The sequence below is a fragment of the Paenibacillus sp. FSL R5-0928 genome, from assembly GCF_037970385.1.
In the GTDB taxonomy this organism is placed as follows: domain Bacteria; phylum Bacillota; class Bacilli; order Paenibacillales; family Paenibacillaceae; genus Paenibacillus_AQ; species Paenibacillus_AQ odorifer.
In genome coordinates this window covers 494,148-512,235 of the sequence record NZ_CP150225.1, presented here as the reverse complement: position 1 = coordinate 512,235, position 18,088 = coordinate 494,148, and the positions used below count along the sequence as shown (strand labels likewise).

20 protein-coding genes are annotated in these 18,088 nt (G+C 47.8%); 6 read left to right on the top strand and 14 right to left on the bottom strand.

Translation table 11 applies throughout. From position 1 onward, the window contains the following. Window positions 1-306: 306 nt before the first annotated feature. Window positions 307-1,323, bottom strand: coding sequence for a LacI family DNA-binding transcriptional regulator (locus MKZ16_RS02295; RefSeq protein ID WP_076103850.1), 1,017 nt, complete (start codon window positions 1,321-1,323; stop codon window positions 307-309). A gap of 62 nt (window positions 1,324-1,385) precedes the next feature. Further along, complete coding sequence (locus MKZ16_RS02290; protein ID WP_094902055.1) at window positions 1,386-1,868, bottom strand: hypothetical protein; 483 nt, start codon at window positions 1,866-1,868, stop codon at window positions 1,386-1,388. A gap of 273 nt (window positions 1,869-2,141) precedes the next feature. On the opposite strand from MKZ16_RS02290, the gene MKZ16_RS02285 reads away from it, so the two are divergent. Continuing rightward, window positions 2,142-2,864 (top strand): HNH endonuclease signature motif containing protein, encoded by a 723-nt coding sequence (locus MKZ16_RS02285; RefSeq protein WP_076103848.1) that lies wholly within the window; start codon window positions 2,142-2,144, stop codon window positions 2,862-2,864. Window positions 2,865-2,929: 65 nt separating this feature from the next. Here the strand turns inward: MKZ16_RS02285 and MKZ16_RS02280 are convergent, their stop codons facing one another. Beyond that, on the bottom strand, window positions 2,930-3,127 hold the full coding sequence (locus tag MKZ16_RS02280) for a YwbE family protein (protein ID WP_036682616.1): 198 nt from the start codon (window positions 3,125-3,127) through the stop codon (window positions 2,930-2,932). 62 nt (window positions 3,128-3,189) lie between these two features. Here MKZ16_RS02280 and MKZ16_RS02275 point away from each other — a divergent pair, with 62 nt between their 5' ends. Next, a complete protein-coding gene (locus MKZ16_RS02275; RefSeq protein ID WP_036682619.1) occupies window positions 3,190-3,492 on the top strand; it encodes a hypothetical protein in 303 nt (100 codons plus the stop codon). Window positions 3,493-3,494: 2 nt separating this feature from the next. On the opposite strand, the gene sdaAA is transcribed toward MKZ16_RS02275, so the two are convergent. From sdaAA to MKZ16_RS02255, 4 genes are all read right to left on the bottom strand, one after another. Beyond that, window positions 3,495-4,373 (bottom strand): L-serine ammonia-lyase, iron-sulfur-dependent, subunit alpha, encoded by an 879-nt coding sequence (gene sdaAA / locus MKZ16_RS02270; RefSeq protein WP_036682621.1) that lies wholly within the window; start codon window positions 4,371-4,373, stop codon window positions 3,495-3,497. Beyond that, complete coding sequence (sdaAB, locus tag MKZ16_RS02265) at window positions 4,370-5,080, bottom strand: L-serine ammonia-lyase, iron-sulfur-dependent subunit beta (RefSeq protein ID WP_036682623.1); 711 nt, start codon at window positions 5,078-5,080, stop codon at window positions 4,370-4,372. The genes sdaAA and sdaAB overlap by 4 nt, the downstream gene beginning before the upstream one ends. A 154-nt stretch (window positions 5,081-5,234) precedes the next feature. Then, a complete protein-coding gene (locus MKZ16_RS02260; protein WP_076103846.1) occupies window positions 5,235-5,654 on the bottom strand; it encodes a GNAT family N-acetyltransferase in 420 nt (139 codons plus the stop codon). A gap of 2 nt (window positions 5,655-5,656) precedes the next feature. Next, complete coding sequence (locus MKZ16_RS02255) at window positions 5,657-6,232, bottom strand: DUF4269 domain-containing protein (protein WP_036682680.1); 576 nt, start codon at window positions 6,230-6,232, stop codon at window positions 5,657-5,659. 124 nt (window positions 6,233-6,356) lie between these two features. On the opposite strand from MKZ16_RS02255, the gene MKZ16_RS02250 reads away from it, so the two are divergent. Next, entirely contained in the window at window positions 6,357-7,256 is a 900-nt protein-coding gene (locus MKZ16_RS02250; RefSeq protein WP_076103844.1) for an SDR family oxidoreductase, read from the top strand. A gap of 31 nt (window positions 7,257-7,287) precedes the next feature. Beyond that, entirely contained in the window at window positions 7,288-7,743 is a 456-nt protein-coding gene (locus tag MKZ16_RS02245; RefSeq protein WP_051491252.1) for a hypothetical protein, read from the top strand. Between the two features lie 16 nt (window positions 7,744-7,759). Here MKZ16_RS02245 and MKZ16_RS02240 read toward each other — a convergent pair whose 3' ends face one another. From MKZ16_RS02240 to MKZ16_RS02230, 3 genes are all read right to left on the bottom strand, one after another. Beyond that, complete coding sequence (locus MKZ16_RS02240) at window positions 7,760-9,406, bottom strand: bifunctional ADP-dependent NAD(P)H-hydrate dehydratase/NAD(P)H-hydrate epimerase (RefSeq protein ID WP_076103841.1); 1,647 nt, start codon at window positions 9,404-9,406, stop codon at window positions 7,760-7,762. A 90-nt stretch (window positions 9,407-9,496) separates the two neighbouring features. Then, on the bottom strand, window positions 9,497-10,129 hold the full coding sequence (locus MKZ16_RS02235) for an NAD(P)H-binding protein (protein ID WP_076103839.1): 633 nt from the start codon (window positions 10,127-10,129) through the stop codon (window positions 9,497-9,499). A gap of 232 nt (window positions 10,130-10,361) precedes the next feature. Then, window positions 10,362-10,775, bottom strand: coding sequence for a GNAT family N-acetyltransferase (locus MKZ16_RS02230; protein ID WP_235219476.1), 414 nt, complete (start codon window positions 10,773-10,775; stop codon window positions 10,362-10,364). 179 nt (window positions 10,776-10,954) lie between these two features. On the opposite strand from MKZ16_RS02230, the gene MKZ16_RS02225 reads away from it, so the two are divergent. Next, window positions 10,955-11,263: a hypothetical protein gene (locus tag MKZ16_RS02225; protein ID WP_038568468.1), complete on the top strand. Its 309-nt coding sequence runs from the start codon at window positions 10,955-10,957 to the stop codon at window positions 11,261-11,263. A 711-nt stretch (window positions 11,264-11,974) separates the two neighbouring features. On the opposite strand, the gene MKZ16_RS02220 is transcribed toward MKZ16_RS02225, so the two are convergent. The 4 genes from MKZ16_RS02220 to MKZ16_RS02205 form a co-directional block, all read right to left on the bottom strand. Then, complete coding sequence (locus tag MKZ16_RS02220) at window positions 11,975-12,199, bottom strand: YezD family protein (RefSeq protein WP_036682638.1); 225 nt, start codon at window positions 12,197-12,199, stop codon at window positions 11,975-11,977. 117 nt (window positions 12,200-12,316) lie between these two features. Continuing rightward, window positions 12,317-13,180: a sulfate ABC transporter permease subunit CysW gene (gene cysW / locus MKZ16_RS02215; protein ID WP_036682641.1), complete on the bottom strand. Its 864-nt coding sequence runs from the start codon at window positions 13,178-13,180 to the stop codon at window positions 12,317-12,319. 126 nt (window positions 13,181-13,306) lie between these two features. Continuing rightward, window positions 13,307-14,155: a sulfate ABC transporter permease subunit CysT gene (cysT, locus tag MKZ16_RS02210; RefSeq protein ID WP_036682643.1), complete on the bottom strand. Its 849-nt coding sequence runs from the start codon at window positions 14,153-14,155 to the stop codon at window positions 13,307-13,309. Between the two features lie 93 nt (window positions 14,156-14,248). Then, complete coding sequence (locus MKZ16_RS02205) at window positions 14,249-15,376, bottom strand: sulfate ABC transporter substrate-binding protein (RefSeq protein WP_036682645.1); 1,128 nt, start codon at window positions 15,374-15,376, stop codon at window positions 14,249-14,251. Between the two features lie 387 nt (window positions 15,377-15,763). On the opposite strand from MKZ16_RS02205, the gene MKZ16_RS02200 reads away from it, so the two are divergent. Further along, window positions 15,764-18,031: a hypothetical protein gene (locus tag MKZ16_RS02200; protein ID WP_076103836.1), complete on the top strand. Its 2,268-nt coding sequence runs from the start codon at window positions 15,764-15,766 to the stop codon at window positions 18,029-18,031. Window positions 18,032-18,088 lie beyond the last annotated feature (57 nt).

The following is an 18,088-nucleotide window of genomic DNA, read 5'->3' as shown; positions in this document are numbered from 1 at the left end:
CACTGAAACGTTTGAGAAAATTCAAGGAAGCCTTCGGTAAACTTTGATTTCAGCTCATTCGAAACCTAAAATCGAAACCGGTTTCGATTGTTGCGAAAAAAAATGATCTAACGAAGAGCAGGAAAAAAAAGCGGCATAACAATATACCCATTATAGCCCCATTCCTCTGAATAAGCTGTAGCAAATACCACATAGGAAGAATTCGAGCTATGATGTCCTCTACTTTATCAGGACTCTTTTCTTTTCGTCAAGATTTATCCTGTGGGCAGCAGCCTGCTCTCTGTACTTATGGAATTTGATACAGCCCTAATTTCCACTCGGAGGCGCACAGGATTCCCGTTCGATCACTTCTACCGGAACTAGAACCGCTTCCTTATCCAACTGTTTCCCTTCAATCGATGCTAAAAGAATGTCCGCTGCTCGGCTTCCTAAAAGTTCCGTATCCTGACGAATGGTTGTCAATGCAGGTGTAACATACTCAGCTAGATCAATATCATCGTACCCCACAACTGAAATGTCCAGCGGTACGGAAAGTCCACTATCTTTTACCGCCATAATAGCCCCTAAAGCTAACATGTCACCCGAAGCAAAAACAGCGGTTGGCCGATCAGGCAGCTTAAGAAGCTCCAGCATCGCTTGATAACCACTTTCACGAGAATAAAAAGCTCCATTCACAACATAGGACTCCGGCACTTCAAGCCCCTGCTGCTTCATAGCGTTCTTATATCCTAACTCCCGGGTTTTACCAGGGAAAGTGTTCATACCTCCGGAAATATGAGCAATCTTGCGATGACCCAAAGAAACTAAATACTCTATCGCAAGCTGAGCTCCATCCGTATTATCCGAACATACCGTATGCGACTGCGTAGTCTCAAAATCCAGAATCACAGTAGGAATATCACTCTCTAGCAGCTCACGGAAATAAGGGTCCTCGTAATCAGACAAGAATACGACAACACCATCTACACCACGAATTCGGCAATTCTCCAAATAACCACTTTGTTTACCTCCAACATCCTTGGAAATAAACATGAGGGCATACCCCTTATCCACAGCAACCTTCTTAAAGCTCTCAATCACAGCGCTAAAAAAGGGATGGCGAATACCAAATCCCGTATTCTCTACAAACAATACACCGATGGTCCATGATTTCTTAGTAGTCAGTGTACGGGCATGGGAATTCGGCAAATATCCCATTTCTTGGGCAACCCGGAAAATTTCCTGGCGAGTCTTCTCCCGTACATCGGAATAATTATTAAACGCCTTGGATACCGTTGTAGGAGAGTAACCGGTTCTTTTGGCAATATCATATATAGTTGTCAATCCGGTTCACTCCTTGCCCAGACTAATGAAATACCTTCTGATACCTTCTGTTCACTGCAATTTTAACGTCTTTCGGTACCGCCGTCCAGCAAAAAGTAACTTTGTACGGAAGGAAGCAGCGTAAAGACTTGGATCAAAAGCCCTAGACTCATATAGATCAGATGTATGATTGCCACACTGTTCAACATATACGTCTGCACCATAATCCAAATAATTAACCCAAATCCGATATATAGGGACAATGCCCAGAAGCTATATAATTTCTTAAAGGGATTCAAAGTATTCACCCAGCGCAATTCTGGTCTCTTGATCAACCCATAAAACACAAACAAGGGCAGGATACCAAATACGATGAATAGCAAAATACCCGGAATTAAAAAATCTGAAAATGGCGATCTTTCCAGCATAGATGTGGGCATGTGTATCAGATCACCACTAGGATCTATGACCATTGACCCGCCTCCTGCTAACGCTCCAACCCCCAAAAATATATGAAGAATATAAAGCAATGTTACCGTAAACGGCCTTCTTTTGGTTGGTTCCATTTCAATACCCCTTCCCATGTTAAAAAAGTTGAGCATTCCCTACTGCTCTTTTCAATTTTACATGTTTTTCCTGAACGTCACCAAGATAGATATCACACAAAAAGCCGTATTTAAGCTTTTTTTGAGTGCGATGTGAACGATTGTATTTTACGCTATACTAAGATTAGAACGAAATGTTAACCCTGCCGACTGAATCTAATAAATAAAATACATTGGATCCTAAAAAACAAGGAGACAGGACGGGCGCAAAGACGCGCTGAACCTAACATATCTATGAACGATACCCATCTTTTATCCACCAAACAATGCACCTATTGCCAGCAACAGAAGCCGCTCTCTGAATTTCGTAAACGTACCGGCAAACGTTCCAAAGGCCAGTCTCGCCGTGGTGCTTGTCGGGAGTGCCGCAAACAACGACAAAACATAGATCTCACTCTTGCAGCAGGTCCCATTCCAGTACAACCTGATACCATTCAACCCCCTTCTTCAGCTGTCAAGGAACGCTCCAAACAAGGAAAGCCTTCTTCCACGGTTGCTTCTTCACCGCAATCCAACCCAAATCAGCGCATACGGGGCTTGGAACAACGAAGGAAACATTCTCATTCTCAAGGCGCGAAACTGAGTCCCGAAGATCCAACGCAATTGATTCCCTCTGCCAAAGGGAAAATTCTAATGCGTGGCCACAGTGATAAAGGACGGCGCTGGCATCAGGAAATTGACTACGAGCTTGCGGTTACTCTAGTCAGAGAACATGCCGCTATCGTAGTGAATCGCCGAACCATCCGCAGGATATACAGCAATAAGGATTTCCGTGCTTATATATTGACCAGAGACAACTATACCTGCTACTTCTGTGGCTCCTATGGAGACACTATAGATCATCTGCTGCCCCGTGCTAAAGGTGGCCATACTACTCCGGATAATTGCGTTTGCGCTTGTACGTTATGTAATCAGACCAAGGCCGATCAGTCCGTTGAGGATTTTATGAGCAGATAAAATAGAAAAACGCCCCAATCTCAGTTGATTAGGGGCGCTTTTTAAATTAAAGGTGAATTTTATTATTAGTTAGCAACAATATTTTTAACTCGTCCTACCTGTCCACTGGTTAAACGCACCTTGATGCCATGCGGATGTCGAGGTGAGTTGGTGAGAATATCCTTCACCGTTCCATGTGTTAGCTTACCCGTCGGCTGATCCTGCTTTAGCACAATATCCACTTCAAGCCCAGGACGAATATCGGCTCTTACCTGTCCGTTCATGATGTAATCCCCTTTCAATGGGTTATAATGTTGTCAACTATACTAGATAAGGAGGAGACGTAATGGCCTTCGGCATCAACAGAGAAGAATTAACCCGCTGGAAAAAAGCAGTCTCCGCAGGAGAAATCGCCTTCTTAACCCATTACTGGCTAGACCCGCGTTTTCCCGGCATGACTACTGTCACCAAGGTAGGCTGTAGTGACCTAACCAGATTAACCTATTGGTGTGAGGAAAATGGACTGCCGGCTAAATATATTCATAATCGTTCCCCATTCCCCCACTTTGACCTTATGGGACCCAAACAAGCAGAAATCCTTCGGAAGGAAGGCTTATGGGAACAGTTGGAACGTTTCAAAATGCTCTAAAATTATTTCTTTTTACGTAAATCCTGCATGATCTTGCGGCCGGTAGGTGTCTGTGCTAATCCGCCACCTGCGGTCTCGCGGTGTTTTTCTGGCATAGCTGAGCCTACCTCAAGCATGACCTTGATTACTTCATCTGAAGGGATCACGCTACGTACACCAGCCAGTGCCATATCGGCGGCGGCGAGCGCGGTCACTGCACCGAATCCGTTTCTAACGATACAAGGAATCTCTACAAGTCCTCCCACCGGATCGCAAATCAGTCCTAATGTGTTCTTAAGCGCCAGTCCAACAGCATGCACTGCTTGTGCAGGCGTCCCTCCACGCAGTTCGGTTAAAGCTCCTGCCGCCATCCCGATGGCCGATCCGACCTCGGCCTGACAGCCACCCTCTGCGCCAGATACAAACGAATTGTTGGCAATGACATAACCGATTGCTCCCGCAGCGAACAAACCGGAAACCATATAATCATCATCCCAGCCAAACCGTTCCTGGCAGCTGAGAAATACACCCGGAATAATTCCGCATGAACCTGCGGTAGGTGTAGCAATTATTCGGCCCATTGAGGCATTAACCTCGGATACAGCCAAAGCATAGGCCATTGCTTGACCAGCGGGTCCACCTAGGCATGGTTCATCTGCTGCGTTATAGGCTCCTACACGCTGGGCATCCATTCCCGTAAGGCCGCTGCGCGAAGTGGTATCTTCATGCATCCCACGATGAACAGCTTCTTTCATGACCCCATAATACTCACGCATAGTGGCAAATTCCTGTTCACTGGAACGTCCAGATTCCGCGCTTTGCTCTTCGAGCATAAGAGCTCCAATGGTGAGGCCACGTTCCTCACATAATACAGCCAGTTGGCTAAGTGTTTGAAAATTCATGTTAAGCTTTCCTTCCCCTTCTCATCTTGCTTACCTTCGTTTAAATTAACCAATTTCACCGATTTCACCGCAGTGAGCGCTTTAAGCGCTTCAATAAGCTCAGGAGTAGCAGCTTCATCCAGCTCGAGTACCGTTAAGGCTGCACCGCTGCGATTCTTCCGATCCAGAGACATATGCCCTATATTAAATTGTCCGTTACGCATCACTTCTGTAACACTCGCCAGAACACCTAAATAATCCATATGATGAATCAATACCGTCGGATACATTCCCGTAAGCTTTACTCCAAAACCATCCACATCGACGATCTCAATGTTTCCACCACCAATGGATGTCCCCGTTAAAGTCAGCTCACTTCCTGTCTCTTGTCCGATAAGATGCAGTTTAACCGTGTTAGGATGAGGAAACAATCCCGTTCCTTGCTCAAAAGATACTTCCATCCCAGCTTCAGCCGCCAACTCCAGAGAGTCGGGTAACCGATGATCATCGGTAGCGTAATCCATAAGTCCTCCGACAATAGCCCGGTCTGTACCATGTCCCTGATAAGTAGCTGCAAAAGAACCAAAAAACGTCACTTCTGCCACACGCGGCACTTCACCCAGCACCTGCCTTGCAGCCCTTCCGATCCGTGCTGCACCGGCTGTATGCGAGCTTGAAGGCCCGACCATGGCCGGACCAATAATTGAAAACACATCTTTAAAACGCATAAAAGACCTCCTGCCTGCAAATAGGCAATTATCAAACTCATATATAGTATACTGCACTGGCAGTCGGAGTTCACCGTTACATTTGCTGTGATATATCCACTTCTAATCTAATGATATTTTACTTAGATAGTATCTTCATTTCGCATCTTATGTATCACAAGATATCCTGGGAGTATAACATAATTCCACCTCTATACTGCCAGCCTATCCCTTCCCAGAATCCTCTTCCTTGTTCATTGGTTCCTATAACCATCAGATGGCATTTTGCAATACCAGCTGCATGTAAATTACCGAGACAACGCTTTACAAGCTCACGCCCGATGCCCATGCCTCGGCAGTCATTACTAACCGCCACATGATACATATAACCTCTTCGCCCATCATGTCCACACAATGCAGTTCCTACAATCCGGCCGTCTTCATTCTCGCAGATCTGGCTGAAGCCAGCATTACGCTCCAGATAACGCGCAACCTCCAGCCTCGAATCTGCTTCGCTGAGTCCCATTCCCTCTGTATTTTCCCATAGCTGGTAGGCAGCTTCATAATCATCCGCAATCATCTCTCGATAATTCATGTCTATCCCCTCGCTTGTATAGAATGACAAAAAGCATAAAGAGCACTCCGCGGAAGCTTTTCCAGCATCAGCAGCGCTTCGTAAGGGTCACCTTCCAAACCCAGCACTTGCGCGAAGGCGGGTTCGGTCTTCCATCCGTTTGTTTTCATCATAATGATCAGCTGGCGAAAATCATTATCCAGCTGAGCTAGAATTTCCGCTTCAATGATCATATGTAAGTAACCATTCTGCAGAGCTGTAGGCCGCGGCTGCCCAAACAGTTCTATAGGCCAGCCCCCGGCCATAAAGTTAATTTTCGTTCGAGAGACCCCATCAACCACACGCGATACACTAGTAAAATCATCCATGGTTCCGAAATATCGACTAACAATGTCCGTAAACATTACGGAATCATGAACCTCACAAATAATATCCAGGTCGCTGCCCTTCACCTGAATTCCAAGCGGCACTGTGCCAACCAGCACCGGGTTATAGTCGGCCAGCAAACTCATAATATTTAATTTTCTTAACAGGGCATAGGCCTCTTTTTGCACTGGAGTTCCGTGATTCAAATAATCTATATTTCGCCAATCATTCATCTCGGACAAACGCCCCTCCGACTAGGATATAAACACAGGTATAACTGGATAACAGCGCACGCTTTTCTAGGCGCATGCATAGAAATATACGGAAGATAGAAGGCAAGGAGGAGTGTATGTAAAAATGAATCCCACCTACCCCTACTATGGGGAACAAACGATATGTAAGGAACAGCCTATTGCTTTTCCCCCGCAGCACCAAGACCGTCAGCCAGGTCTAGAGAGTCTAATGAATCCTCGCCCCATCAGTGAAGATCCGGAGATTGCCGGCAGTGGAAAGCTGAAAGGAAAAATTGCACTCATCACCGGAGGCGACAGCGGGATTGGTAAAGCGGCGGCCATTGCTTTTGCAAAGGAAGGCGCAGATGTCGCTATAGCTTATTTATACGAAGCTTCAGATGCAGAGGTCACTCAGCGGCGAATTGAAGAATTAGGGCAACGTTGTTTGCGGATCGAAGTTGATTTACGCCATAAGGAAAACTGCTTCAAGGCTGTGGAGCATACCCTTCGCACTTTTGGCAAGCTGGACATCCTCGTCAACAATCATGGCGTCCAGTATCCACAAAAAAGTATTTTGAATATCACGGAAGCACAGCTCTACCAAACGTTTCAGACGAATATATTTCCATTCTTTTACCTGACGCAAGCCGCACTTCCACATCTAAAAAAAGGCGCAGCCATCATCAATACTGCGTCCATTACTGCCTATCAAGGAAATAAAGAGCTTATAGATTATTCCTCAACTAAAGGTGCGATCGTATCCTTTACCCGCTCTTTAGCCTTATCACTCGTAGACTCTGGCATTCGTGTCAATAGTGTAGCTCCCGGACCCGTATGGACACCACTAATTCCCTCCAGCTACTCCGCAGATGAGGTTAGTGTATTTGGGACGGATACACCCTTTAAACGTGCCGCACAGCCATATGAGTTAGCAGGAGCCTATCTTTATTTAGCGGGACCGGATTCTTCGTATGTTACCGGGACATGTATTCATGTCAATGGTGGAGACATGGTCACCAGCTGATGCATTACACCACGAGAGGAATGTATATCAAATGAATAAGATAAACGATTATGATATCTCTTCTGTCCGCCTGAGCAGTGGCATGTACGCATTAACCAAATTAGCCTGCGCAGGGTTAACCTACGTCCTTGTTACCTTACTTATGCTTGGATTTCCACAATCCGACGGAATCCCTGAAGGCTGGCCACTATCGATTCCTTATGCCATTTATGCTTATGGATTGCCTGCGGCGTTAGTAGCGGATATACTACTGCATATTCTGCGTTCGAAATCGCAAATCCTGCCTCTGGCTGTATACGTCGTCACGGGTTTCGGCGCAGGTTTATGGCTGGCAGCGGAACAAGGTGCAGAGTATCTGCTATGGGGTCTGGGTGGAATTCTGGGACTGCTCATTCTTCGAGTGACCCAGCTTGGTGTGGAAAGATTCCCTCTGTTGCTGCCAGTATTCGCCCTGTTTCTGCCACTGCTCTGTTTACTGCTGTCATAAACCTTATTAGGTGTATTCAAAGCGCTTCAATGATATCTCCGGCAATGATAGCCGCCGGATTATTCCGCTGACGGGCTGCTCTCTCTCCTGCTAATCCGTGCAGGTATACCCCAAAAGCTGCTGCCTGCGTAGCATGAAGTCCCTGAGCCAGCAGGCTGGAAATCATGCCCGTTAGCACATCACCGGCTCCACCAGTGCCCATGCCGGGATGGCCTGTGGTATTTACATAAGCTTGCCCTTCAGGAGTTGCTATCACGGTATGTGCTCCTTTTAACACAAGTGTAACCCCATGCTCCTTGGCATAGTCCATAGCCAGACCGATCCGGTCACGCTGGACCTCAGCCGTAGTTAGGTTGGCTAGACGAGCCATCTCACCTGGGTGAGGGGTCAGAATTACAGAATGACGCCGCACCCAACTCTTATAATCGGAGTCAGCCAGAATATTTAAGGCATCCGCATCGATAACCAGCGGGCAATCACTGCCTTCCCAAAGACTGCGAAGCCAATCTGTATCTCCCGGAAACCGTCCAAGACCAGGACCCACAGCTATTACATCTCGCTCTTCGCTTAACTTCAGTAGCTCTGACACGGTCTCAGCCACCCAGTTTCCCTCTTCACTGCCACCTACATCAGCCAGCATCAATTCAGGAACAACACCGATGACGGAAGGTAACAGCTTCTTAGGAAGCGCCCACGTCACCAGTCCGCAGCCCGTGCGTAGCGCAGCACGGGCTGCGAGTAGTCCAGCACCGCTCATCCGTAGGGTGCCGGCGGCAAGGAGTACATGCCCATAAGTACCCTTATGGCCTTCAGGCGATCGCCGCCGGGCCAGATCGACACCCAGATGGGCATGCAGCACTTCCGGTGTCAGCAGGTGTGCCTGCACACCGCTGTTAAGAGCCAGAGCAGTCGGAATGCCGATGGCCCGTACCTTGACATGCCCCGCTGCGCCTGCACCGGGGTATTGCAGGAGGCCTCGCTTGAGAAACGCGAGGCATACCGTCACTGACGCATGAATGCAAGGCTCATGCGTCTCTCCTGTGTCCGCGTTCAGACCACTGGGGATGTCCGCGGACACAATGACCTTGCCGCTGCTGTTCGCTGCGGCAATCAACTCCGCATAGGCGCCGCGCGGGGCTCCCGCGCCGCCGGTGCCGAGCAGCGCATCCAAGATGCCGCTGCACTCGGCAAGGTCCAGCCGATCCCTGCCGTATACTACGGCAGGCAGGCCCATGGCTGCAGCCGCATCGCGCTGCAGGGCGGCCTCGCCGGAGAGCGAATCCGGCGGCACCGCATAGACGAGCGTGACGGCGATGCCGGTCTCGCGAAGGTACCGTGCGGCGGCGAGGCCATCGCCGCCGTTGTTGCCTTTGCCGACGAGGATGAACCATCGCTCGGCTGCGGCAGAGGCAAGCGTCAGCGCATGATCTGCGCTGACCTTAAATGCCTTGCCTGTGCCACCCAGCGCGGCCTCCCTTAGCCCGGTATCGTTCCTTTCGGCTGCATTCCTGCAGCCTGCCCCGCCTCTCTCCCGGCAAAGCGTGATGATCTCCTCGGCGATAACTCTTCCCGCATTCTCCATCAGCGCAATCGCTGGAATCCCCAGCTGCTGGATCGTTTCGCTGTCCAGCTGCCTCATTTGCTCAGCAGTTACCAGATACATGATTTAGCCCCTTTCCGCTATCTACCGTTCCAAAGCTTCACACGCAATTCCAAGTACAAGTCCGAGCGCAAGTCCGGCGCAAGTCTGATATCAGTAAGCGACAGTAAATCTGGCCCGACTAAAATTCCCTTCCTCCAGCTCGTCCACCATAGCTACAGCGAAATCCTCCACACTAATCTTGCTTTCACCATTCTCATCTAGAATAAGACGGTCCAATCCGATGCGGAAATGACCTGTACGACGACCTGGATGAACTACCGCAGCAGGACTGAGATACGTATAATCCAATTCTGTATTTTTGTAAATCTCATAAGCCTGCGCATGCGCCTCTGCAACTGGTTTAAACTCTTCCGGAAAATCCGGTGTATTCATCAGCAGCTCTCCAGTTTCAGTCTTTAAGCTACCTGCACCTCCAACAACCAACAGCCGATTTAACCCTGCCGTCTGCATACCCTCCACCAACGCTTTTGCCGCCGTAATCAGATCCTGCTCTTGCCCCGCTCCTGGTCCATAAGCACTGATTACCTCTTCATGGCCACGGACTGCAGCTGTTACTGAAGCCGGATCAAGAATATCCACCGTTGTTACATGTAAACGCTCGTGTTCGAGAGTTATTGACTCTGGATTGCGTACCGCAGCTGTTACTTCGTGTTTTCTTTTTAATGCCTCCTGTACAATTGCCTTTCCAATCGTTCCTGAAGCGCCCAATATTACAACATCCATCTTGTTGTTCCTCACATTCTACGAGCAAAGCCATTATCGTGCAGCCTTCTGCTCAATTATTTTTTTGATGCTCATCTGAATAGCTTTTCCCTTACAGCCTTTAAACATTATTTATCCCCTGAGATCCAATCGAAACCAGATCGCACCTACTAACCCGCTTTCAGACCAAAAACCCCTTAACCAATACAAGGGGCACTCTCTACTAAAAAAAGCAGCATGTATTCGCCTTAGCTTAGCGACGCAAAAACATTCCCTGAGAACGTGGCATAACCGATTCAAAACCATATTGTGCGTAGAGCTTCGAGGCTTCTCCATCTGCAATCAGACTTACATACGCCTTGTCTGGTACAGTATTAAGGAATTCTCTGATTTCCCGCATGATCAGCTTTCCCAAACCTTGTCCTTGATGTAAAGGCTTGACCGCGATATCCGTGACCTGAAAAAAACATCCCCCATCGCCAATCACCCGCCCCATCCCGATTAGGTTATTCTCCTCATACAAGGTTACAGCAAAAATAGAACGAGGCAAACCGATCGCTGCACCTTCCACACTCATTTCACTCAGCCCAGCTTCTTTTCTCAGCGCCAAATACTGTTCCACTGAAGGCTGTTCATGGCGTATATCAAGCTTTCTTGTTGTTTCCACCCGCACTCCTCCGTTCAGCATTGCTGTTCCCACTATATACGACTGCATGGTTCACAGGCAAGGCTCACTGCTAGGGATGTTTTTGAAACTGAGGGATAAGTTTTATATTCTTGAATTCCTTTACTGACTGTGTGGAATAGTATCTGTAACAATATTTATAAAAGGGTGGGTGAAGCATTATGTCTCCTGTAGCCAAGCTGTTCAAATGGGGAACATGCCTTTATGAAGCTTTTCTGGCTCTGCCGTTGATCGGCGGACTCTTTATCATTGCAAATGGTTGGGTCCCTTTGGCCATTGCCTTTTTGCTCCACGCTGTAGCCATTGTTGTGCTGCAGAGAGAGCATAAACCATTCATGGGTAACGTTCTGGGCATTATCACCTCGATTTTAGCTTTTATTCCGATCGTTGGTTGGATTATGCATGCCATCACTGCGTTCATCCTGTTAATGGAGGGCGTATCCGCCTCACGCCAAGCCCCTCGTTATTAACAAACGTACCTGCAACATCAAAATATGTAGCTGTCCCACGGGCCGAATCATTTGTAAAAGTCGTAAAAAGACAGATCATTCCCGGCGACCTATGGACCCAGATGACGTATTGCTGTGTTCTTACTGGTAAGCGGTCTGCTTCAACACTCATCATTCCCGGCGACCTACGGACCCGGATGACATATTACTGTGTTCTTACTCATGAGCGGTCTGCTTCAACACTCATCATTCCTGCGACCTACGGACCCAGATGACATATTGCTTTGTTCTTACTCATGAGCGGTCTGCTTCAACACTCATCATTCCTGCGACCTACGGACCCGGATGACATATTGCTTTGTTCTTACTCATGAGCGGTCTGCTTCAACACTCATCATTCCTTGCGACCTACGGACCCAGATGACGTTATTTGCGCCTTTTCAGCTTTTGGAGCGTGGTTTCGGACTCCAGGGACGTTATTGCTTAGAATCAGGTCCATATGTGGTGTTTTTTATGCCAATAGCAGCTATGCGGTCCGTTAGCGTGGCAAATGTGGCATAATACTGCGTTTAGCGTTAACTGAGTCCGATGGGATGCGTCATACGTGCCAGAATATCCAAGCATACAAAGAAAAGGAGTTGCCCCAGCAGCCATTACGTGGCTTATGTGACAACTCCATAATCTTTTATCCAAAAAGATGAGATATATCTTTATGATTGCCCAGAGATTGAATCAACGTCCCGCGGATTGAGAATCGGCCCGCCGGCCGCCGTTTTCACCAATATAACGTCCATTTGCGTTGCCACTGCTATTCTCAAACCGTTTGCGTTCCGTACGCTCCATCTGAACAATCTGACCTTCATGCACCACAATATGCAATGAGCCAAATTCCATATCATCCAGAAGTCCTGCAATCCGCGTAAGCCATAAATCGTCCACTTTCAGCGGTTTAGCCATTCTCTAGCCTCCCTTTCTCACCAAAGGATTGTATCCGCCTAAATTCCTTATTTCTTCAATTCCGTTATTACCAACCAGTATACTATGAATTAACTTAGCATGGAACTAAAAGTCATGTCAATGGGCATTTTTTCGCGACAACCAGCTTTTAATAATCATCGTTACCAAAGCCAATAACAGGAGCAAAGAAGCTACTGCAAAAGATGCTGAAAATTGATATTCGTTATACAAAATCTCAACATGCAGCGGCAGCGTATTCGTCTCCCCACGTATGTGCCCGGACACCACAGAAACCGCACCAAACTCACCCATGGCCCGCGCATTACACAAAATAATGCCGTATAGTAATCCCCATTTAATATTAGGCAGTGTGACTCTGAAAAAGATTTGCCACCCATGTGCTCCGAGTGTAATTGCGGCTTCTTCCTCCTGTGTACCCTGATCCTCCATCAGCGGGATTAACTCACGCGCTACAAAAGGAAACGTCACAAACAACGTGGCTAGCACGATACCCGGAAGCGCAAATACAATCTTGATATCATGTGCGCTTAGCCAAGGACCAAACCATCCGTTAGCACCGAAGACGAGCACAAAGATTAGACCGCCGATGACAGGCGAAACTGCAAAAGGGAGATCAATCAAGGTAATTAGAAACCCTTTGCCGCGGAAACGAAACTTGGTTACAGCCCACGCCGCTGTTACACCAAAAAAGGTATTCAGAGGCACCGTTACCGCTGCAACAAGCAGCGTCAATCGCAGCGCTGAGCGGGCATCCGGATCAGTCAGGGCAGCTATATATACATCCCAGCCCTTCTTCAGCGCCTCGGTTAACACAACAACTAATGGCAGAGCAATCAGCCAAAAAAGGACTAGCCCAGCCGCTCCGATCAACACCCATTTTACAATTGGGGTTTCTGTTGTCGCGGACGAGGACGCATTCTTTTGTAGCCGGGGGGTGTAGAGGGGGACGGTACCGGCCAAAATTATTCCTCCTTTAAGGGTTTTACGAAGACAAGATACTTCGAGTATGCAGTATCGACAACAGATACGAATTGTCTCCGAGTAAGTTTGAACATGATCGGATGTCAGCTGTCACGGAGATTACCCTCAACGAGAAGTCTTACGAACCCAGCGCTGAAGTGTGTTAATAACAAGCAGCATAAGGAAGGAAATGAAGAGCAATAGCAGGGCTACGGCGGTAGCTCCGGCATAATCATATTGCTCCAGTTTAGACATGATAAGCAGCGGAGCAATCTCCGTCCTCATCGGCATGTTACCGGAGATGAATACGACGGAGCCGAATTCACCGATGCCCCGGGCAAAAGCTAGAGCAAAACCTGTTAGCAGTGGCGGGAACAGCTCAGGCAGTACTACTGAGCGAAAGGTTCTCCAGCGGCCTGCGCCAAGGGTTGCCGAAGCTTCCTCCATATCTCTGTCCAAATCCTCCAGCACCGGCTGCACCGTCCGGACAACGAACGGTATGCCGATGAACATCAAAGCCAAGGTAATCCCGAGCGGAGTGAATGCCACCTTTAATCCCAGCGGCTCAAGCCAAGACCCAATCCAGCCATTGCCTGCATAGAGCGCCGTCAAAGAGACACCGGCTACAGCTGTCGGCAAGGCAAACGGGAGATCGATCAGCGCATCAAATATTCTTTTGCCCGGAAATTCATAACGTACCAGTACCCACGCCAGCAAAAGTCCTAGAATTGCATCTACAAAAGCGGCCGCAGCAGCTGTCGACAGGCTCACACGATACGAGGCTAATACCCGCGGGTCCGTAGCTACATCCCAGAATTTCGCCCAGCTCAGACCTGTAGAATTGAACAGCAGCGCCGAAAGTGGCAGTAGAACCACTAGACTCAGGTATAGTACACTGTAGCCCATCGTCAGCCCGAAGCCGGGCAGTATTTTGCGCCGTGTTGCTGCTGGTGTAGCCGTAGTGGTGACATTCATCCCCTATTCATCCTTTCTCGCCTTCGGCCTTTTAGCCGATCAGCCCCTACCGGGACAAATCTCAATGATTACATCCTGCGTTTCATTCATCTGTTATTTGGCACCTGGCACATAAATCTTGTCAAAGATCCCGCCATCATTAAAATGCTTCTCTTGCGTTTCTTTCCAGGTTCCGAATTTGTCAGCCAATGTGAACAGCTTGATTTCCGGGAACTTATCTTTGTATTCTTCTTTCACGCTATCTAATGTAGGACGGTAGTAGTTTTCAGCCGCGATTTTTTGTCCCTCTTCACTATAGAGGTACTTCAAGTACGCCTCGGATACCTCACGCGTGTCTCTTTTATCCACAACCTTATCTACTATAGCTACTGGCGGTTCAGCCAGAATGCTCTCCGAAGGATTCACGATATCAAATTTGTCCGGTCCCAGCTCTTCCACAGATAAATAGGCTTCATTCTCCCATGCGATCAGCACATCACCAATTCCACGCTCCACAAACGTTGTCGTAGATCCACGCGCGCCGGTATCCAGCACTGGCACATGCTTGAACAGTTCTTTTACAAATTCCTCAGCCTTAGCCTCATCGTTATTGTTCTGGTCAAGTGCGTAGCCCCAAGCTGCCAAGTAGTTCCAGCGTGCTCCACCTGATGTTTTCGGGTTTGGTGTAATAACCTCTACGCCCTCTTTGAGCAGATCTGGCCAATCCTTGATTCCTTTCGGATTCCCTTTGCGTACAAGGAACACGATAGTCGAGGTGTAAGGCGAGCTATTATGATCGAATTTACTTTGCCAGCCCTCATTGATCAGTCCCTTTTCCTGCAAGGCATCAATATCATAACCAAGTGCTAATGTCACAACATCCGCTTCCAGACCATCAAGCACAGCACGGCTTTGTTTCCCTGATCCACCGTGGGATTGTTTAATGGTGACCTTCTGTCCTGTTTCTTTCTCCCAATAGGCAGCAAAAGCTTTATTATAATTCTCGTACAATTCGCGAGTAGGGTCATATGAGACGTTCAGTAGTTCTACTGGATCTTTAGATGGAGTTTTTGTTGCTTCAGCCGCATTTGTGGCCTCCGCTGAATTGGTTGTTGCTGGTGCGTCTGTTGCCGGACTAGCACTATTGCCGTTATTGTTATTGCTGCCGCAAGCAGCAGTAAGCCCTGCCGTCAGCAACAAGCTAAACCCTACAAGAAGCCCTTTATTCATCTTTTTCTTCATCTCTTCCACTCCCCCATGTTTTTTCGTACCAGACAAACCCTTGGGTAACACAAAAAGAACGGAGGAAAGCCTACGTATGGCAGGTCAAACCGGTCCTAAGACCGTGTCTGCGAGCCTAATGCAGGCGTTCCTCCGTTCGTACGGTAAGAACTTTCTTCAATTATTCCTATCTACTTAGTTGGTTTATATGGATATAATACTGAAACCCTTTAACTGTGTCAAACCTTTTTTTCCAGCCTATGTCAAAGAAAACTCCCACACATCACACCGTACAAGCTATGGGGTCGGTTCCTGTAAGATCCACTTGTTATTGATGCTATAAAGTAATATTATTGCTACAGCTTATGGGTTAAGAGAAAATACCGCTTTATGTCAGGGGAGAGAGTCATGGGTATGGAGTTAGAGTACGTCCCTGCGCCGTTGAAACCACGGCTCCACAGACGTATGGCTCAAGAAATTGGACGAAGAATTAGGGGAACCTACCGTTACGATACAGCAGTTTGGAGAACAGCTATAGCCGGTCTTTGGATAGTATGCTTTTTAGCCTTTAGTACAGCCGTGTTAGGCATTCCTACTGGATTAGGTAAACCTACCGATATCGCTCTTGCTGCAGGTGCAGGCACTGTCCTGCTGGCGATTTCCGGCAATATCTTAGCTGTTCTGCTAGCGTTGACCGGACTGCGTATCCCAAGATTATTTGCAGGCTGTGTATTGAGTGATTTTGGAGCTATTCTACTAATCTTATATTACGCAGATTTTGAGATTGAAGCCGCGGTTGTCATCGCGGTCGTGCTTGCACTGCTAGGGGCATTAGGCGGACTAGCCATCGGCCTGCTCCGCAGCAAAAGAATAACACTAGGGCTTCTGCTAACAGTGGCGGTGACTTTTTCCCCACTTGCGCTGGCAAGCGGAGTACAAGAACTGCCTATTTCAGAGTCGGTCGATATCAACGATACGGAAGTCGTTCCACTGACAGCCTCTGATCCGGGAATACCAGGCAATCTAGCTTATCAGACCTTCACCTATGCCAGTGGTACCGATCTTCATCGTGCCGAATACGGCAAGGATACAAGCTTGATATCCTCTACGGCCGATGCTTCTGCTTATATTAAGGATTGGTCAAAGCTGCGCACTTTATTCTGGGGTTTCGATTATAAGGCACTTCCCCTGAATGGTCGCGTATGGATGCCAGAAGGTGAAGGTCCATATCCAGTAGTGCTGATGGTGCACGGCAATCATATGATGGAAGATTACTCTGATGGCGGGTACGCTTATCTCGGCGAACTATTGGCAAGCCGGGGATTTATCGCGATCTCGCTCGATGAGAATTTCCTGAATTATTCTGCTTGGTCCGGCATTCCGGACAATGATTTTAAAGTACGTACTTGGATCCTACTGAAACATTTAGAGCAGCTAGCAGATTTTTCAGATGATCCGGGCAGTCCTTTTTATCAGAAAATAGATTTCACAAAAACCGCCCTGCTCGGCCATAGCCGCGGAGGACAAGCCGTAGCTATGGCCGCGGATGCCACTCGTTGGTTTAAGGATGATCCGGTGATGGCGGCAGTTAATCGCTTTAATATAACCTCTGTAATCGCGCTTGCACCGACGGACAAAACAATAGATGACCAGCAAGCCCGTCTCAAAGACATCAATTATTTGACCTTGCAGGGAGCCCGCGATGGAGATGTACATGATTTCTATGGTGATCGGCAGTATATACGCACTTCCTATTCCCAAGGATCATCTGCTTTCAAAAGCTCGCTGTATATTGCGGATGCCAATCACAGTCAATTCAACAGCGATTGGGGCGGGTATGATCAGACCTTGCCAGCTGGACTCTTTTTAAATCGGACACAAATCATGGATGCAGACAAACAACGGCAAATTGCCAAGGTCTATGTATCAGCTTTCTTAGAGACCACCTTGCATGAAAAAGAGGAATACCAAAGCTTGTTCCGGGATTATCGCAGCGGGCTGAAGTGGTTACCAGATACCGCCTACTACAATAGATTCCAAAGCGGGGGATATCGTCCTGTAGCCACATTTGACGATGACCGTAACAAAAACACTGTAGAACTGGGAACAGCAGCAGCATCGGGTATTTCTTGGTCAGAAGAGTTAGCTAAAGACCGGGAGTCGAAAAGCAAAGCCACCTATGGTGTTGTCCTTGAACGCACAGCCAGCAAAAACGAAGAAGCTTATTACAACATTAAGCTTAACGACAGTGTCCGTACTGAAACTGCTCTTTTAGGGGCAGATGGCCTTACGTTCTCCATGGCAAATCTGAATGACGACATGAATGAAGAAATGGATGTTCCACAACCTCCAAAGGTTGAGGTGGAGTTAACTGACCATAACGATACCTCAGCACGCTTGAAGCTGGATGAAGTAATGGACATACTGCCACTTCCACAAACTCAGTTCACGTTATTCCCATGGCTTGAAGAGCGGATAAACGATGGCAAATACGGCGACCTTTCCGAAGCTGTATTTCAAACCTACGAGATGCCGTTCGAACAATTTCAGGAGGAAGAACCAGAGCTGGATCCTGACAACCTGACGGAAATCACCTTCTATCTTGAAGAAGAAGGCGACCGGATCATGCTTGATGACATCGGTTTTTACGATTTAGGTATCAGAAATACATTTTAACAATCACTTGCTATTATCCTTAGGTCTTCATTTGCAAAATAGGGCTATTCCCAACCT

Bases quoted from the DNA above. Each gene is read 5' to 3' on its own strand.
- MKZ16_RS02200 (WP_076103836.1), top strand. From the start codon at position 15,764: ATGGGTATGGAGTTAGAGTACGTCCCTGCGCCGTTGAAACCACGGCTC.
- MKZ16_RS02275 (WP_036682619.1), top strand. From the start codon at position 3,190: ATGGCCTTCGGCATCAACAGAGAAGAATTAACCCGCTGGAAAAAAGCA.
- MKZ16_RS02280 (WP_036682616.1), bottom strand. From the start codon at position 3,127: ATGAACGGACAGGTAAGAGCCGATATTCGTCCTGGGCTTGAAGTGGAT.
- MKZ16_RS02220 (WP_036682638.1), bottom strand. From the start codon at position 12,199: ATGGCTAAACCGCTGAAAGTGGACGATTTATGGCTTACGCGGATTGCA.
- sdaAA (WP_036682621.1), bottom strand. From the start codon at position 4,373: ATGAATTTTCAAACACTTAGCCAACTGGCTGTATTATGTGAGGAACGT.
- MKZ16_RS02235 (WP_076103839.1), bottom strand. From the start codon at position 10,129: ATGGATGTTGTAATATTGGGCGCTTCAGGAACGATTGGAAAGGCAATT.
- MKZ16_RS02285 (WP_076103848.1), top strand. From the start codon at position 2,142: ATGAACGATACCCATCTTTTATCCACCAAACAATGCACCTATTGCCAG.
- MKZ16_RS02240 (WP_076103841.1), bottom strand. From the start codon at position 9,406: ATGTATCTGGTAACTGCTGAGCAAATGAGGCAGCTGGACAGCGAAACG.
- MKZ16_RS02255 (WP_036682680.1), bottom strand. From the start codon at position 6,232: ATGAATGATTGGCGAAATATAGATTATTTGAATCACGGAACTCCAGTG.
- MKZ16_RS02290 (WP_094902055.1), bottom strand. From the start codon at position 1,868: ATGGAACCAACCAAAAGAAGGCCGTTTACGGTAACATTGCTTTATATT.
- MKZ16_RS02245 (WP_051491252.1), top strand. From the start codon at position 7,288: ATGAATAAGATAAACGATTATGATATCTCTTCTGTCCGCCTGAGCAGT.
- sdaAB (WP_036682623.1), bottom strand. From the start codon at position 5,080: ATGCGTTTTAAAGATGTGTTTTCAATTATTGGTCCGGCCATGGTCGGG.
- MKZ16_RS02225 (WP_038568468.1), top strand. From the start codon at position 10,955: ATGTCTCCTGTAGCCAAGCTGTTCAAATGGGGAACATGCCTTTATGAA.
- cysT (WP_036682643.1), bottom strand. From the start codon at position 14,155: ATGAATGTCACCACTACGGCTACACCAGCAGCAACACGGCGCAAAATA.
- MKZ16_RS02250 (WP_076103844.1), top strand. From the start codon at position 6,357: ATGAATCCCACCTACCCCTACTATGGGGAACAAACGATATGTAAGGAA.
- MKZ16_RS02205 (WP_036682645.1), bottom strand. From the start codon at position 15,376: ATGAAGAAAAAGATGAATAAAGGGCTTCTTGTAGGGTTTAGCTTGTTG.
- MKZ16_RS02260 (WP_076103846.1), bottom strand. From the start codon at position 5,654: ATGAATTATCGAGAGATGATTGCGGATGATTATGAAGCTGCCTACCAG.